This window comes from Geodermatophilus sp. SYSU D00965, assembly GCF_054050075.1.
The window spans coordinates 177,069-192,398 of sequence record NZ_JBJGYQ010000001.1 but is presented as its reverse complement, the minus strand read 5'-3'; the positions used below and the strand labels follow the sequence as shown (position 1 = coordinate 192,398).

Genomic DNA, 15,330 nt, shown 5'->3' with positions numbered 1-15,330 from the left:
CACTCTCAACGTATAGCGCCCCCGGGGGCTTGCGGCAAGGCCCCGGTCGTGCCGCACACTCTCCGGCCGAGGCCGTGACCTGCGGAAACAGGCACGAGCCCGGATCGGAGCTGATGACGTGCCCCCGCTGACCACCAGCGCCTTCGACCTCCCCGACCACCTCACCGCCAAGGCCGACCCCGCCCTCGTCGCCGGCGACGAGGCGTTCTTCGCCGCCGTCGCCGACAGCCTCGCGCAGACGATCGCCGACCTGTCCCACCGCCTGGACGCCGAGCGCCGCGCCCCCGGCGGCACGGGGCAGGAGGCGCTGGACCGGGACCTGGAGGTCCACCGGCTGACCGCCCGGCTGCGCACCCTGCGCCGCTTCGGGCTGGACCTGTGCCTCGGCCGCATGGACTCCGCCGACGGCACCGAGCCGGTGTACGTCGGCCGGGTCGGCCTCACCGACAGCGCCGGCCGTCGGCTGCTCGTCGACTGGCGCTCGCCGGCGGCCGAGCCGTTCTTCGGCGCCACCCACGCCCGGCCGATGGGCCTGGCCGCCCGCCGCCGGTACCGGTGGACCCGCGGCCGGATCACCGACTACTGGGACGAGGTCTTCGCCGCGGACGGGTTCGCGGGGCACGCCGCCTCGCTCGACGACCAGTCCGCGTTCATCGCCAGCCTGGGCAGCAGCCGGTCGCCCCGCATGCGCGACGTGCTCGGGACCATCCAGGCCGACCAGGACGCGATCATCCGCGCGGGGTCGCAGCGCGCTCTCGTCGTCGACGGCGGCCCGGGGACGGGCAAGACCGTCGTCGCGCTGCACCGCTCCGCGTACCTGCTCTACGCCGACCCCCGCCTCGGCTCCTCCCGCGGCGGGGTGCTGTTCGTCGGCCCGCACCAGCCGTACCTGGCCTACGTGTCCGACGTCCTGCCCGGCCTCGGGGAGGAGGGCGTGCAGACCTGCACCCTGCGCGACCTCGTCCCCGAGGGCGCCGCGGCCGGGGCCGAGCGCGATCCGGAGGTGGCCCGGCTCAAGGCGGACGCGCGCATGGTCGACGCGGTGGAGGCGGCCGTCCGCTTCCACGAGGAGCCGCCCACGAGGGCGATGACCGTGACGACCCCGTGGTCCGACGTCCGGCTGGGCGCCGACGACTGGGCCGAGGCCTTCGACGCGCGCGACCCCGGCACCCCGCACAACGAGGCGCGCGACCAGGTGTGGGAGGCCCTGCTCGCGATCGTGGTGGACGCGCACGACGAGGACGACGTCCCGGCCGACCTGCTCCGCAAGACGCTGCTGCAGGACCGGGAGCTGGTCGCGGCGTTCCACCGCGCGTGGCCGCTGCTCGAGGCGACCGACGTCGTCGGCGACCTGTGGTCGGTGCCGGCGTACCTGCGCAGGTGCGCGCCGTGGCTGGGTCCCGACGACGTCCGGGCGCTGCAGCGCGCCGATGCCTCCGCGTGGACGGTGTCGGACCTGCCGCTGCTGGACGCCGCCCGGCAGCGGCTCGGCGACCCGGAGGCGTCCCGGCGCCGGCGCCGCCAGGAGGTCGTCGTCGCCGCCGAGCGCGAGCGCATGGCCGACGTCATCGACGAGCTGATCGCCGCCGACGACTCCGAGCTGCTGCTGATGACCAGCCTGCGCCACCAGGACCTCCGCGACGCCCTGGTCGACGAGGCCGCGCTGCCCGCCGCCGAGCCGGACCGGCTGGCCGGGCCGTTCGCGCACGTCGTCGTCGACGAGGCGCAGGAGCTGACCGACGCGGAGTGGCAGATGCTGCTGCTGCGCTGCCCGTCCCGCAGCTTCACCGTCGTCGGCGACCGCGCCCAGGCCCGGCACGGCTTCGCCGAGTCGTGGGAGGAGCGGCTCGCGCGGGTGGGGCTGGACCGGGTCGACGTGGCGTCGCTGACGATCAACTACCGGACGCCGGCGGAGGTGATGGCGGAGGCCGAGCCGGTCATCCGCGCCGTCCTCCCGGACGCGAACGTGCCGACCTCCATCCGCCACAGCGGCGTCCCCGTCCGGCACGGGTCCGCCTCGGAGCTCGGCTCGGTCCTCGACGCGTGGCTCGCCGAGCACGCCGAGGGGACGGCCTGTGTCATCGGCGACGCCACGTTCACGGCGACGTCCCGCGTCCGGTCGCTGACCCCGGCGCTGGCGAAGGGCCTGGAGTTCGACCTCGTCGTCCTCGTGGACCCGGAGGCGTTCGGCACCGGCATCGAGGGCGCCGTCGACCGCTACGTGGCGATGACCCGTGCGACCCAGCGCCTGGTCGTCCTCACGAGATCCTGAGGTCGACCCGACGTCAGCGGCTACCCCGGGGGGCCGGTCGGTCGTACCTTGGTCGCGCCGTCGCGGACGGCGCTCCGCCGGTCCGCGCGGCGTGCTCGCACGAGCTGAGAGGGGCGAGGGATGGCGACCAACCGGCCCGACCCGGGTGAGTTCCTCGAGCTGGCGCAGCGGATGCTGCGCGAGCTCTTCGGCGATCCGCGCGGCGACGACGAGCCGTGGGCCGAGGCCACGCGTCGTCCGCGCGAGCGCTCCGAGGTCCTCCAGGGCCACCGCGAGCCCAGCCCCGGGGAGCAGCGCGAGAACCTCACCTTCGCCCTCGCGACGCGCGCCGTCGAGGCACTCGAGGACCTCGCGCTCAACGTCGCGGCGATCCGTCAGCGCCTCGAGCGCACCGACCCCCCGCCGTCCGGAGTGCGGCCCGAGGACGCGGGACCCGGCCCGGACGGAACGTGACCTGGCGTACACCCGGCTCCCGACTGTCGGGAGGAATCGCCCCCACCTCGATGACGTCGACAGGATGAGCGCATGAGCGACCTCGTCGGCTTCCTCCTGGCCCGCATCGCCGAGGAGGAGCGCGCCGCGGACGACCTCGGCCGGCTGTCGGCCAAGGCGACCGGCACCGCGGACGCGGCCGACCTCGACGCCGGCGTGCGGGAGGGCATCGGCGCGGTGTTCGCCGCGGCGCAGGCCGACCCCGCCCGGGTGCGGACCGCCGTCGAGGTCAAGCGCCGGCTGGTCGAGCTCTGCTCGCCGCGGGCCACGGACACCGTGCCGGGCTCTCCGCACCGCGGCTCCGAGGACGGCCGGGTGGACCTGCAGGTGCTCCGCCTGCTGGCGTCGCTCTACGCCGGACACGCGGACTACCGCGAGGAGTGGCGGCCGTGACGGCCGGCGTCGCCCTCCGGTGGCCCCACCGTGGACTTCGTGCACTCCGACTTCTCGTTCGCCGGAGGACCCGATCCGGAGACCGGCGGGTACGGCGTGCCGTCGCGCCCTGACGTCCGGCGGACGGCGAACTCCAACCTGCCCGTGGGGCGGCCCGTCACGCACGGGGTCTACCGCGACGCCTTCGACCCGTCCCGGCTCGTGCTGCCGTTCACGACGCGCGCGGTGGAGGCGGAGTAGCGGCACCGACCCCGACCCCGGCGCCGGCCTCCCAACCGCATCGATCGGGGACAGAGCGGGCCGCACCGGCACGCCACGTCCACCTCGGGCGCTCCACGGGCCAGGATCCCTGGATCTGACGACACTCGCGCCTGCCACGTCGGCTGTCAGGCGGGCACCTCGGCGGCGAGGGACTCCTCCAAGGAGGCTCTCGCCGCGGTCAGGGCCTCCACGTACCCGGGGACGTCCTGACGGCGGAACCGCACGCTGGGCACCGCCGTGGTGAGCGCCGCGACCGTCCTCCCCGACGGCGCGTGCACGCTGACGCCCAGCCCGTGCACGCCTCGCTCGGTCTCCTCGACGGCGGTGCCGTAGCCGAGGCGGCGGACCGTGGCCAGGTTGCGCTTCAGGGCGTTCACGGTCCTGAACCGGGCCGTGGGCCAGGGGGTCAGCCCGCCCCGGTAGAGCTGCTCGACGTCGGGGTTGCTCATCTCGGCCAGGATGGCCTTGCCGCCGGCCGAGCAGTAGGCCGGCATCTCCGCACCGAGCAGCATCCCGACTCGCAGGGTCCGCTCGACGTCCTCGATCCCGTCGATGTAGAGGACGTTGTTCCCGCGGAGCACCATGACCTGGACCGTCTCGCCCAGCCGCTCGTGCAGGTCCTGCAGCACTGGATAGGCCAGCCGCCGTAGCAGACCGGCGCTGACCTGCGCCGCCTGCGGCACGAAGACCGGACCGGCCAGGTACCGGCGCTCCCGGTCCTGCGCGGCGAACCCCCGCGCGGTCAGGGCGCTGAGCAGCCGATGGGCGGTCGAGGGCGCGGTCCCGAGCAGTTCGGCGGCCTCGTGGACGGAGAACTCGCGCCCGTCACGCAGCAACAGCGCCAGGTGCAGCGCTCGGTCCACGGACTGGAGCGGAGCTGCGTCGCGACCCTCGGGCATGGGGAGAGGGTGACACACCATTCCGCCAAGAGGAATGGAATGCCTTTCACGGCCGTCTCCTGTGGTGCCGCGTCCTGGCGCCCGCCGCCCGGCGCGGAGGTCTGGACGCCGGGGAACCGCATCGTCGCTCCACCGGAAGCGCACTCGCATGCCCCACACCTGTTCCGAGAAGCGGAATGTCGCGCCGGTTCGTTGCTTCGATCGAGGCCGCTCCGTACGTTCCTCGACATGGTGAACCGCGTCACACCGGACGCCCGCGTCCTGCGTACGCACGCGGTCTGAGAGGAGCTCCCCATGGACCTCGATCTCGAGGAACTAGCAGCCGTCATCGAGCTGCTCGACAAGACGGACTTCACCGACTTCCGCTACGAGAAGGGCGACCTGCGCATCGCGGTTCGGCGCGGCGGTGCCCCGCTCGACGCACCGGCTCCCGCGGCTGCCGCGGCTGCGGCCCGGGCGGCCGAGCAGGTCACCTCCGCCCCGGCCGCCGTGGCGCCGACCGTGCCCGTCACCAGGCCCACGGCCCCTGCGGCACCGGCGGCGGGCGACGGAACCGCGGACGACGGCACCGTCCTCATCCGGGCGGGCATGCTCGGCGTCTTCTACCGCAGCCCCAAGCCCGGCGATCCGCCGTTCGTCGAGGTCGGCGACAAGGTCGAGGCCGACGCCGTGGTCGCCATCGTCGAGGTCATGAAGCTGATGAACTCGCTGACCGCTGGTGTGGCGGGCGAGATCACCGCCATCCACGCGGAGAACGGGCAGCTCGTGGAGTTCGACCAGCCGCTGTTCTCCGTGCGGCCGATCCCGTGACCGACCGCGTCTTCGTCGCCAACCGCGGGGAGATCGCCGTCCGTGTGATCGACGCGTGCGCCCGACTCGGGCTCCAGACCGTGCTCGGCGTCTCCACTGCGGACCGGGAGACCCTCGGTGCCCGCCACGCCGACCGAGTCGTGGTCCTGGGTGGTCCTCGTCCGGGTGACAGCTACCTGGCCGAGCAGGCGGTGGTGCAGGCCGCCCTCTCCACCGGCTGCACCGCCGTCCACCCCGGCTACGGCTTCCTCTCCGAGCGGCCCTCCTTCGCCCGGCTGTGCGCGGACAACGGCCTCACGTTCGTCGGGCCGGACCCCTCGGCCCTGGAGGCCCTCGGGGACAAGCTGCGCGCCCGTGAGCTCGCCGCCTCCCTGGGGGTGCCGGTGTCCGCCGGCGGCACGGCCACCGACCTGACCGAGGTCGCCGCGCTGGCCGACCGGATCGGCTATCCAGTGCTCATCAAGGCCGCACACGGCGGCGGGGGCCGCGGCATGAAGCTGGTGGAGGCCCCCGCCGGGCTGGCGGAGGCATGGGCGGTGGCCTCGTCGGAGGCGCAGGCGGCGTTCGGTGACGGCACCGTCTTCCTGGAGCGCTACGTCCGCGACGCCAAACACGTCGAGGTCCAGGTCCTCGGCGACGGGCACGGCAACCGCATCCACGTGGGCGAGCGGGAGTGCTCGGTGCAGTACCGGTACCAGAAGGTCGTCGAGGAGGCGCCGTGCGTGGCGCTGCCGGACGACGTCCGCGCGGTCCTGCACGCCGGCGCCCTGCGCCTGGCCGATGCTCTGGACTACCGCAGCCTCGGGACGATCGAGTTCCTCTACGACGTCGAGCGCCGCGAGGTCAGCTTCCTCGAGGTCAACCCCCGCCTCCAGGTCGAGCACCCGGTCACGGAAGCCGTCACCGGGATCGACCTGGTCCGCGAGCAGCTGCTCGTGGCCCTCGGCGAGCGCCTGTCCCTGACGCAGGACGACGTCCGGGTCACCGGCCACGCGATCGAGGCCCGGATCACCGCTCAGGACCCGGCCCACGGGCTGCGCCCCTCCCCCGGCCCGGTGAAGCGCTGGCGCCCGCCGGCCGCAGGCGGCCTGCGGCTGGACAGCCACGTCTACGAGGGATACCCGTTCCCGCCGTTCTACGACGCCCTCATGGGCAAGCTGATCGCCCACGGCGACGACCGTCCCCGGGCCCTGGCCCGGCTGCGCGCCGGTCTGGCCGCCTTCGAGGTCGCCGGCCTGCCGACCTCCCTCGACCTGCTCGACCGCATCGTGCACGAGCCGGCCTTCGAGTCCGGCGCGGTCACCACCCACTGGCTCACCGACCTGCTGGAGGAGGCCGCATGAGCGACATCCGCCTCGTCGACGTCACCCTGCGCGACGGGAACCAGAGCATCTGGAGCGCCACCGGGGTGACCACCCGGATGGTCGAGGGCGTCGCCGGGCACCTCGACCGGGTCGGCTACCGGGCCGTCGAACTCATGACGAGCACGATGTTCGCCACCGCCGTCCGGTTCCACCGGGAGGACCCGTGGGAACGGGTCCGGGCAGCCCGGGACCGGATGCCGCACACCCGGCTGGGGTTCCTGACCACCGGCAAGCGGTTCGTGACCTTCTACCGGACACCGGAGGCGGTCTTCCAGCTCGCCTTCGAGCTGCTCGTGCGCAACGGCGTGACCCGGATGTGGGTCGTCGACCCGATGCACGACATGGACGGCGCCAAGCGCATGGCGGGCATGGCCAAGCGGGCGGGGTTCGAGCAGGTCGTGGCCGGGATCTGCTACTCGACCAGCCCGGTCCACTCCGACGCCTACTTCGCCGACCGGATCGCCGAACTGGACGGCTGCCCCGACGTGGACAGCGTCTACCTCAAGGACCCCGCCGGTCTGCTCACCCCGGACCGCGTGCGCACGCTGGTCCCCGCCCTGCAGTCCCGGCTGTCCACCCTGCGCTTCGACGAGATCCACTCGCACTGCAACACCGGGCTGTCCCCGCTCACCGTGCTCGAGGCCGCAGACCAGGGGATGACCACCATCCACTGCGCCCTCCCCCCGCTGGCCAACGGCAGCTCGCACCCCGCCGCGGAGCGGCTGGTCGCCAACCTCCGGGCCCGCGGCCACGAGGTCGACGTCGACACCGAGGCGATGGCCGAGGCGTCGGCGTACCTCCAGCGGCAGGCGCGCATCAAGCGGCTGCCCGTCGGGGTGCCGACCGAGTACGACGAGGACTACTACCGGCACAACATCCCCGGTGGCGTGCTCTCGACTCTGGCCCGTCAGCTCGGCGAGCTCCGCCGCCCCGAGCTGTTGCCCGCGGTGAAGGAGGAGGCGGTGCGGGTCCGCGAGGACCTCGGCTGGCCGATCGTCGTCACGCCCTTCGCCCAGTACATCGTCACGCAGGCCACGCTCAACGTGATGGCCGGCCAGCGGTACGCGCAGGTCGCCGACGAGATCGTGGACCTGCTGCGCGGGGACTTCGGCCCGCTGCCCGGTCCCGTCGACCAGGACCTGATGGACCGCGCCATGGCCACCAAGCGGGCCCAGCAGCCGCTGCCGGGAGAGGACGGCGTGACCCTCGCCGAGCTGCGGTCCCGGTTCGGCGAGCACCTCCCCGACGAGGAGCTGCTGCTGCGCGCGGTGATGCCGGCCGAGCAGGTGGACGCGATGGTCGCCGCCCGCGGCCACTCGACCCGCGACGTCGTGGGCCGCGTCCTGTCGATGCTGGACGAGCGACCCGGCGTGACCTCCTTCGCCGTGGAGAAGGCCGGCACCCGGATCTCGGTCGAGCGAGGAGCGGCGTCATGACCGACCCGGCCCCCCTGCTGTCTGCCCGCGGCTGGGTGTTCGACGTCGACGGCTGCCTGGTCCGAACGGCCCGCGCCGGCGGTGCGGGCGGGACGCCCTTCCCCGGGGCGGTGGAGCTCGTCGCCGCGCTCAAGGCGGCCGGCCGGCGGGTGCTGTTGTGCACCAACGCGTCGGGGCAGCCGCCGGCGCGGTACGCGGCGCACCTGCGGTCCCTCGGCTTCGACGTCGCCGACGAGGAGTTCCTGACCGCCGGCAGCGCCGCCGCCGACCACGTCGCGGCGCACCACCCCGGGGCGCGGGTCCTGGCACTGGGCAGCGAGGGGCTCACCGTGCCCCTGTCCGACGCCGGCATCGCCCTCGCCGACCCGGGCTCCGGCCCGGCCGACGTGGTCGTCGTCGGCGCCGCCGAGGGCTACACGGCCGCCCAGCTGAACGCGGCCTGCCTCGCCGTCGACGCCGGCGCCCCGCTGTACGTGACGGTGATGACCCCGTGGTTCCACGGAGGCGTGGGGAAGTCCGTCGCCGCGTCCAGCGCCATCGCCGCGGCGATCAGCTGGGTCACCGGCGTCGTCCCGGAGGTGACGGGGAAGCCCTCGGCCGCCCTGGCCGAGCGCTTGCTGGCCCGCTTCGGCGACACCGCCGACCTGATGGTCGTCGGCGACCACGCCGCGGAGATCGAGCTGGCCCGGGCCATGGGCGCCCGTGGCGTGCTCGTCCTCAGCGGCGCCACCACCGCGGATGGGGCCGAGGCGCTACCGCCCGACACCGCGCCCGACCTCGTCTTCCCCGACATCGGCACCGTGCACGACCTCGTCCGTCCCCACCTCACCCCGGCAGTAGGAGCTCCGCGATGACGCAGGACCACCCCCGCTTCCCCTACTTCTCCGAGGCGCCGACTCCGGCCGGCGCCGAGGGGTGGCAGAGCCTCTACCCCTACTTCCTGGTCCCCTCGGAGGAGACGCGGGAGGAGGAGGACTCCCGACTGTGGTTCGCCGACACCATGCACTGGTCGCGCGGTGCCCTGCCCTTCGACAGCATCGGCGCGGAGGCCGTCTACCTGGGTGCCGGACAGAACAGCACCCGCATCTTCGTGCTGCCGGCCTCCCTCGGGCTGGACGTGCGCATGCAGAAGGGCTACGTCTACATCTCCCCCATCCCGGTCACCGACCCCGAGGAGATCGGCCGGCGGGCAGCGCTGTTCCAGGAACGCGCGGGCCACTACTACGCGAACTGGGACGAGCTGTACGCGCGGTGGAAGGACAAGGTCGCCGAGGTCGTCGACCGCATGAAGGCCATCTCCTTCCCGCCCCTGGGCGAGCTGGACCCGATCGAGGTCGTCACCGAGGGCCGCGGCCGGTCCACGTCGTGGGACGTGATCGCCAACTACCACCAGCTCGTCGACGACTTCTTCCTCGTCTGGCAGTACCACTTCGAGTTCCTGAACCTCGGCTACGGCGGCTACATCGTCTTCTTCCAGTTCTGCAAGCAGGCGTTCCCGGAGATCGCCGAGCAGTCGATCGCGCGCATGGTGGCCGGCGTCGACGTGCTGGCCTTCCGTCCCGACGACGAGCTGCGCAGGCTGGCCGCCCTCGCCATCGACCTGCAGGTCGACGACGTGATCACCCGCGGCGACTCCGCCGACGCCGTGTTCGCCACGCTGGACGGCTCCGAGAGCGGCCGGACCTGGCTCAAGGCCTACGACGGGGCCAAGGACCCGTGGTTCAACTACTTCGCCGAGTACGGGTTCACCCACGACCAGGAGACCTGGCTGAGCAACCCCGAGATCCCGCTGAGCGGCATCGCCCGCTACGCGACCAAGCTGCGCGCCGGCGAGGACATCTCCCGCCCGATCGAGCGGCTGCGGCAGGAGCGCGACGAGATCGTCGAGGAGTACCGCAGCCTGCTCACCGAGGAGGAGGCCGCCCAGTTCGACGAGCTGCTGGGCCTGGCGCGCAGGGTGTTCCCCTACATCGAGGAACACAACATCTACGTCGAGCACTGGACCCACGCCGTGTTCTGGCAGAAGACGTGGGAGCTCGCCGACTTCCTGCTCGCCGCAGGCTTCACCGAGCAGCGCGACGACCTCTTCTACCTCAACCGCTTCGAGGTCGACCAGGTCTTGTTCGACGTCGTCGAGTCCTGGGCGATCGGGGTGCCGGCGCGTGGCAAGCGGAGGTGGGCCGCCGAGATCGCCCGCCGGCGCCAGATCATGGCCGCTCTGTTCGCCGAGCCGGCCGCGCCCGCGTACGGCCCGGCTCCCGAGCAGGTGACCGACCCCTTCGCGATCATGAACTACGGCGTCACCACCGAGCGCATCCAGGCCTGGCTCGGCCAGGGCACCACCTCCTCCGACGCGATCAGCGGCATCCCGGGGTCGCCCGGTGTCGTCGAGGGGCCGGTCCGGGTGCTCCGGTCGGAGAAGGACCTCGGCGACCTGCAGCCGGGCGAGGTGCTGGTCTGCCCGATCACCGCGCCGTCGTGGGCGTCGGCGTTCTCGGTCGCGGCCGGGGTGGTCACCGACATCGGCGGGATGATGAGCCACGCCGCGATCGTCTGCCGCGAGTACGGCCTGCCGGCCGTCGTGGGCACCGGGTTCGCGACGACGTCGCTGCGGACCGGCCAGCGGGTGCGCGTCGACGGGGACGCCGGCGTGGTCACGACGCTCGGGACGGGTGATGCGTGATGTACACGGCACGATTCGACGAGCAGCTCTGCCACGACGTCAGCGCGGTCGGCGGCAAGGCGCTGGGCCTGGCCGAGATGACGGCGGCCGGCCTGCCGGTGGCACCCGGGTTCACCGTGTGCACCGCGGCCTACCGCGCCTACCTGGAGGGGTCGAGACTGCGGGCGGCCATCGAGTCCGCCCTCACCGGGATCACCCCCGGGCACCCCGACGCGGCGCTGACCGCCGAGCGGACGATCGCCGTCGCCCTCGCCTCGGCGCAGATCCCGTCGGAGGTGGCGACCGCGGTCACCGGGGAGTACGAGGCGCTGTGCGCGCGGGTCGGCGTCCCCGACCTCAGCGTCGCGGTGCGGTCCAGCGCGACCGCGGAGGACTCGGCCGGAGCCAGCTTCGCCGGCGAGTTCGAGACCTACGTCGACATCAGCGGCGCCGACGACGTGCTCGCGCACGTGCGCCGCTGCTGGGACAGCGTCTTCACCGGCCGCGCGCTGGCCTACGCGCTGGACAAGGGGCTGTCGCCGCTGGACATCGAGATGGCCGTCGTGGTGCAGAAGACCGTCCGGGCCCGCGCCGCGGGGGTGATGTTCACGCTCAGCCCGGTCACCGGCGACCGCTCGCGGATCGTGCTGGAGGCCAGCTGGGGGCTCGGCCTCTCGGTGGTCGGGGGTGAGGTGACGCCTGACCGCTACACCGTCGACAAGATCCGGCTGAGCGTGTGCGAGCGGGTGCCCGGCGACAAGCGTCTGGAGTACCGCCGCGGCGACGCCCCGGTCCCCGTGCCGGAGGATCGCTGGTCGCAGCTGTGCCTCTCCGACGAGCAGGTCATCGGGCTCGCCCGGCTGGGCAAGTCGCTCGAGCGGTTGCAGAAGTGCCCGCAGGACATCGAGTTCGCCGTGGACGACGACCTGCCTCCCGGCGCCGAGGTCGTCCTGCTGCAGTGCCGGCCGGAGACCATCTGGTCGGCGAGGGCTCGCAAGCCGGCCTTCGACCCGACCGCCGGGGTGCTGTCGATGGTGACCGCCAGCGTGAGCGGCAGGACCGAGCGCCGCGAGACCCCGACCGACGGGGGCCACCGGCATGGCTGACGCGTACTTCGACCCCGAGGTCGAGACCCGGCCGTGGGGCGAGGTCGTCGAGCGGCAGCGGGAGCGGCTGCCCGGCTACCTCGACCGGCTCGCCGCGGGCGTGCCCTTCTTCCGGGACCGGCTGGCCGGCCTGGACGTCGGGCGCGGGGGGGGGCGGGCGGGCGGGGGGGGGGGTGGGGTGCCCACCAACCAGGAACACCGGGGCGGGCCAGCCGCCCCCCCCCCCCCCCCCCCCCCCCCCCCCCCCCCCCCCCCCCGGCGGTCTGGGCGGACGTTCCGTTCACCACCAAGGAGGACCTGCGGGGCGCGCAAGCCGACGCCGACCCCGAACAACCCCTCGGGTCGCTGCAGGCGGTGGCCATGGACGACGTCGTCCAGGTGCTCGCCTCCTCCGGGACGACGGGCACGCCGGTCTTCTTCGGGCTCACGGAGGCCGACCGGCAGGCCTGGCTGCACAGCATCGCCACGATGTTCTTCACCGCGGGCATCCGGAGGACCAGCCGGGTCGCGCTGACCACCGGCATGCCGCTGGTCGCGGGCGGCATGCCCTACGCCGACGCCGTCCGGCACATCGGCGCGACGCTGGTGTGGGTCGGCGGCCAGACGCCGGCGCGGATGGCCACGATCCTCGACCGGCTCGGGGTCGACACGTTCATCGGCACCGCCTCCTACGCGACGTTCGCCGCGCAGCGCTTCGGCGAGGCGCTCGGCCGATCCGCCGCTGACACCGCCATGCGCACGGTCATCGCCGGCGGTGAGCCTGGCCTCGGCGAGCCGACGATCCGCGCCCGGCTGGCCCGCGAGTGGGGAGTCACGCGGATCAGCGAGATCATGGGGCTCGGCGACGTGCTGCCCGGCCTGTGGGCCGAGTGCCCCGAAGGCGGCGGCATGCACTTCACCGGGGCGCGCCACGTCTTCGTCGAGCTCATCGACCCTGTGGACGGCTCCCCCGTCCCGTGGGCGGCGGGGGCCGACGGCGAGGCCGTGTACACCCCGTTCACCCGGGAGGCCACGCCCGTCGTCCGGTTCCGTTCCCGGGACCACCTGCACGTCGAGGCGACCACCTGCCCGTGCGGCCGCACGTCCCCACGGGTCCGCTGCGTCGGCCGGACCGACGACATGCTCATCTACAAGGCGATGAACGTGTTCCCGAGCGCCATCCGCGAGGTGGTGCTCGAGGAGTGCGCCGGCGAGGTCGCCGGGCCGATGCGGATCCGCAAGGCGCACGCCACCCAGGTGCGGTTCGACGACCCGCTGCCGCTGGAGGTGGAGCTGGCCCGCCCGGTCGGGAACGAGGCCGACGCCCTGCGCCGGCGCATCGAGGAGTCGGTGCGGGAACGGCTGCGCGTCCGCGTGGCCGTCGAGCTGCTCGACCGCGGCTCCATCCCGGTCGGCGAGTACAAGAACTCCCTGACCTACACGGCCGAGAGGACCACCAGCCCGTGAGCCACACCATCGACCTCGACGTGGTGACGGCGATCGACGTGCACGTGCACGTCGAGGCCGACACCCACGGCCACTACGCCCTGGACGACGAGCTGCGTGCCGCAGCCTCGAAGTACTTCAAGGGCGATCCCTACCACCCGACGGTGCCGCAGATCGCCGACGACTACCGCGCCCAGAACATGGCCGCGGTGGTCTTCACCGTGGACACCGAGCTGGCCACCGGCCAGCCGGCGCTGTCCAACGAGGAGATCGCCGAGGCCGCCGCGCAGCACCCCGACGTGCTGATCCCGTTCGGCTCGATCGACCCCGCGCGCGGGCAGTCCGGCGTCCGGGCGGCCCGCAGGCTCGTCGAGGACCACGGCGTCCGGGGGTTCAAGTTCCACCCGTCGATCCAGGCCTTCGAGCCCAACGACCGCCGCGTCTACCCGCTCTACGAGGAGCTGCAGGACCTCGGCGTGCCGGCGCTGTTCCACACCGGCCAGACCGGCATTGGCTCCGGACTGCCCGGCGGGCGCGGCATCAAGCTGCGCTACTCCGACCCGATGCTGCTCGACGACGTCGCCGCCGACTTCCCCGGCCTGACGATCATCATGGCCCACCCCTCGGTGCCCTGGCAGGACGCCGCGATCTCCGTCGCCCAGCACAAGGCCAACGTCTACATCGACCTGTCGGGCTGGTCGCCGAAGTACTTCCCCCCGCAGCTGGTCCGCGCCGCCAACACCCTGCTCAAGACCAAGGTGCTGTTCGGCTCGGACTACCCCCTGCTGCGCCCCGAGCGGTGGATCAAGGACTTCGCGGCGCTGGAGATCCGCGACGAGGTCCGCCCGCTCATCATGAAGGAGAACGCCATCAAGGCTCTCGGCCTGCGCTGACGTCGATCGCCGCGACACGCACTCGGGCCGTTCCGGATCTCTCCGGAACGGCCCCTCGCACGCCAGCCGGGCCCACCGGAGGTGGACCCGGGAGTTCATCGGTCATCTGTCGGTCGCGCTCTTCTCGGCACAGCGGCGAGCACCCGGCCTGACCAGGCGATTCTCCTGGTCACGAAGGCGAGAAGAGGATCAGCGACCTGCGGTCCCTGCGTGGCTCATCGTCGACACGCGTCTGACCTGCGGTGTTGCTCCCCCGATTGGACTCGAACCAATAACCCTGCGATTAACAGTCGCATGCTCTGCCAATTGAGCTACGGGGGATCGGCGGGTCGGACCCGCGCGCAGGGACCACAGTACCCGACGTCCTCCGGGGGCCCGCGGAGGGGCCTTCGCGTCGCGCGTCACACGGGAACCCGGTTACGGTGATCATCCGCTTCCCTGAGCAGTAGGAGGTCCCCGTGGCGAAGCTGTCCTTCCTCGCCGGCTTCGGTGCCGGGTACGTGCTCGGCGCCAAGGCCGGGCGAGAGCGCTACGAGCAGATCCGCAAGGCGTGGGAGAACGCCAAGGACAACCCCCAGCTGCAGGGCGTGGCCGGGATGGCCCAGGCCCGCGCCGACGCGGTGGTCAACTCGGTGAAGGCCCGCATGGGCCGCGACACCTCGACCGAGCGCCCGACCGGGACGACCGCGCCCGGTCCGGTGCCGCCGCCCCGGGTCTGACGACCGGTCAGCCCACCTGGTCGGCGGCGACCGCCTCGGCCAGCTTCTCCCGCGCGACCTCCCGGGCGACCGGGTCGTTGCGGTCGGCGTCGTCGTCGAACACGACCGTCCACTCGCGCGCCGCCTGACCCGGCACCCGCCGCGCTACCAGCACGACTCCGCCGCCGGTGGGCAGCGGCGCGCGCCGGCTGGCGACCACCGTCTGGTCCACCCGCCGCCGGACGACGGCCGGCAGGTCGCCCGCCTCGCGCAGCGCGTGCCGCTCCACCGGCAGCCGCGCCTGCACCCCGGGCTCCACCTCGGTCAGCGCGGTCACCTCGAACCGGCCGCCGCCGTCGCCGGTCGCCGTCCACCGGGCCGAGGCCACCTCGTGCCACGGCAGGACGGCGACGTCACCGGCCTCGGTCAGGGACAGGTCCGCCGGGACGCGGCGCAGGCCGCGGGAGGTCGCCACCAGCCAGCCCTCGTCGCGGACCAGCCCGCCCCAGGCCAACACCCGCTCGTCGGGGTCGGCCGAGGCCAGCGCCACCGCGCGGACGAGCTCCGGCGGCCGGACGAACCGGCGCCGCACCCGGTCGAGCGCGCTCACGGCGTCTCC

General features: G+C 73.5%; 15 protein-coding genes and 1 tRNA gene. 13 read left to right on the top strand and 3 right to left on the bottom strand.

The window, feature by feature from the left end; all coding sequences use genetic code 11:
* The first annotated feature begins 118 nt into the window (after positions 1-118).
* The 4 genes from helR to ACI789_RS00915 all read left to right on the top strand — a co-directional run bounded on the left by helR (position 119) and on the right by ACI789_RS00915 (position 3,397).
* Complete coding sequence (gene helR / locus ACI789_RS00930; RefSeq protein WP_457006262.1) at positions 119-2,272, top strand: RNA polymerase recycling motor ATPase HelR; 2,154 nt, start codon at positions 119-121, stop codon at positions 2,270-2,272.
* Between the two features lie 120 nt (positions 2,273-2,392).
* The gene (locus ACI789_RS00925; protein WP_457006261.1) at positions 2,393-2,725 is read left to right on the top strand and encodes a hypothetical protein; all 333 of its coding nucleotides are present in this window, start codon (positions 2,393-2,395) and stop codon (positions 2,723-2,725) included.
* Positions 2,726-2,797: 72 nt separating this feature from the next.
* Complete coding sequence (locus ACI789_RS00920) at positions 2,798-3,157, top strand: DUF6221 family protein (RefSeq protein ID WP_457006260.1); 360 nt, start codon at positions 2,798-2,800, stop codon at positions 3,155-3,157.
* Between the two features lie 39 nt (positions 3,158-3,196).
* Positions 3,197-3,397 carry a hypothetical protein gene (locus tag ACI789_RS00915; RefSeq protein WP_457006259.1) on the top strand — a complete coding sequence of 67 codons (201 nt, stop codon included), beginning with the start codon at positions 3,197-3,199 and terminating at the stop codon, positions 3,395-3,397.
* A 146-nt stretch (positions 3,398-3,543) separates the two neighbouring features.
* Here the strand turns inward: ACI789_RS00915 and ACI789_RS00910 are convergent, their stop codons facing one another.
* Positions 3,544-4,281 (bottom strand): IclR family transcriptional regulator, encoded by a 738-nt coding sequence (locus ACI789_RS00910; RefSeq protein ID WP_457006258.1) that lies wholly within the window; start codon positions 4,279-4,281, stop codon positions 3,544-3,546.
* A 330-nt stretch (positions 4,282-4,611) separates the two neighbouring features.
* On the opposite strand from ACI789_RS00910, the gene accB reads away from it, so the two are divergent.
* From accB to ACI789_RS00870, 8 genes are all read left to right on the top strand, one after another.
* Positions 4,612-5,127, top strand: coding sequence for an acetyl-CoA carboxylase biotin carboxyl carrier protein (accB, locus tag ACI789_RS00905; protein WP_457006257.1), 516 nt, complete (start codon positions 4,612-4,614; stop codon positions 5,125-5,127).
* Complete coding sequence (locus ACI789_RS00900) at positions 5,124-6,470, top strand: acetyl-CoA carboxylase biotin carboxylase subunit (RefSeq protein WP_457006256.1); 1,347 nt, start codon at positions 5,124-5,126, stop codon at positions 6,468-6,470. Before accB ends, ACI789_RS00900 begins: the two co-directional genes overlap by 4 nt.
* On the top strand, positions 6,467-7,927 hold the full coding sequence (locus tag ACI789_RS00895; protein ID WP_457006255.1) for a biotin carboxyl carrier protein: 1,461 nt from the start codon (positions 6,467-6,469) through the stop codon (positions 7,925-7,927). The genes ACI789_RS00900 and ACI789_RS00895 overlap by 4 nt, the downstream gene beginning before the upstream one ends.
* Entirely contained in the window at positions 7,924-8,781 is an 858-nt protein-coding gene (locus ACI789_RS00890; protein ID WP_457006254.1) for an HAD-IIA family hydrolase, read from the top strand. The genes ACI789_RS00895 and ACI789_RS00890 overlap by 4 nt, the downstream gene beginning before the upstream one ends.
* On the top strand, positions 8,778-10,610 hold the full coding sequence (locus ACI789_RS00885) for a PEP-utilizing enzyme (RefSeq protein ID WP_457006253.1): 1,833 nt from the start codon (positions 8,778-8,780) through the stop codon (positions 10,608-10,610). The genes ACI789_RS00890 and ACI789_RS00885 overlap by 4 nt, the downstream gene beginning before the upstream one ends.
* Positions 10,610-11,695 (top strand): PEP/pyruvate-binding domain-containing protein, encoded by a 1,086-nt coding sequence (locus tag ACI789_RS00880; RefSeq protein ID WP_457006252.1) that lies wholly within the window; start codon positions 10,610-10,612, stop codon positions 11,693-11,695. Before ACI789_RS00885 ends, ACI789_RS00880 begins: the two co-directional genes overlap by 1 nt.
* Positions 11,696-12,055: 360 nt before the next feature.
* Complete coding sequence (locus ACI789_RS00875) at positions 12,056-13,141, top strand: phenylacetate--CoA ligase family protein (protein WP_457006251.1); 1,086 nt, start codon at positions 12,056-12,058, stop codon at positions 13,139-13,141.
* 8 nt (positions 13,142-13,149) lie between these two features.
* Positions 13,150-14,013 carry an amidohydrolase family protein gene (locus tag ACI789_RS00870; protein ID WP_457006405.1) on the top strand — a complete coding sequence of 288 codons (864 nt, stop codon included), beginning with the start codon at positions 13,150-13,152 and terminating at the stop codon, positions 14,011-14,013.
* Positions 14,014-14,261: 248 nt separating this feature from the next.
* On the opposite strand, the gene ACI789_RS00865 is transcribed toward ACI789_RS00870, so the two are convergent.
* Positions 14,262-14,334: transfer RNA gene (locus ACI789_RS00865), tRNA-Asn, on the bottom strand.
* Positions 14,335-14,471: 137 nt separating this feature from the next.
* Between ACI789_RS00865 and ACI789_RS00860 the strand changes: the two genes are divergently transcribed.
* The gene (locus ACI789_RS00860) at positions 14,472-14,732 is read left to right on the top strand and encodes a hypothetical protein (RefSeq protein ID WP_456919114.1); all 261 of its coding nucleotides are present in this window, start codon (positions 14,472-14,474) and stop codon (positions 14,730-14,732) included.
* Positions 14,733-14,739: 7 nt separating this feature from the next.
* Here the strand turns inward: ACI789_RS00860 and ACI789_RS00855 are convergent, their stop codons facing one another.
* Positions 14,740-15,321 (bottom strand): hypothetical protein, encoded by a 582-nt coding sequence (locus ACI789_RS00855; RefSeq protein WP_457006250.1) that lies wholly within the window; start codon positions 15,319-15,321, stop codon positions 14,740-14,742.
* Between the last annotated feature and the right edge of the window lie 9 nt (positions 15,322-15,330).

Excerpts from the sequence above, each read along its gene's own strand:
- ACI789_RS00925 (WP_457006261.1), top strand. The coding sequence starts at position 2,393 with ATGGCGACCAACCGGCCCGACCCGGGTGAGTTCCTCGAGCTGGCGCAG.
- ACI789_RS00920 (WP_457006260.1), top strand. The coding sequence starts at position 2,798 with ATGAGCGACCTCGTCGGCTTCCTCCTGGCCCGCATCGCCGAGGAGGAG.
- accB (WP_457006257.1), top strand. The coding sequence starts at position 4,612 with ATGGACCTCGATCTCGAGGAACTAGCAGCCGTCATCGAGCTGCTCGAC.
- ACI789_RS00895 (WP_457006255.1), top strand. The coding sequence starts at position 6,467 with ATGAGCGACATCCGCCTCGTCGACGTCACCCTGCGCGACGGGAACCAG.
- ACI789_RS00890 (WP_457006254.1), top strand. The coding sequence starts at position 7,924 with ATGACCGACCCGGCCCCCCTGCTGTCTGCCCGCGGCTGGGTGTTCGAC.
- ACI789_RS00885 (WP_457006253.1), top strand. The coding sequence starts at position 8,778 with ATGACGCAGGACCACCCCCGCTTCCCCTACTTCTCCGAGGCGCCGACT.
- ACI789_RS00880 (WP_457006252.1), top strand. The coding sequence starts at position 10,610 with ATGTACACGGCACGATTCGACGAGCAGCTCTGCCACGACGTCAGCGCG.
- ACI789_RS00875 (WP_457006251.1), top strand. The coding sequence starts at position 12,056 with ATGGACGACGTCGTCCAGGTGCTCGCCTCCTCCGGGACGACGGGCACG.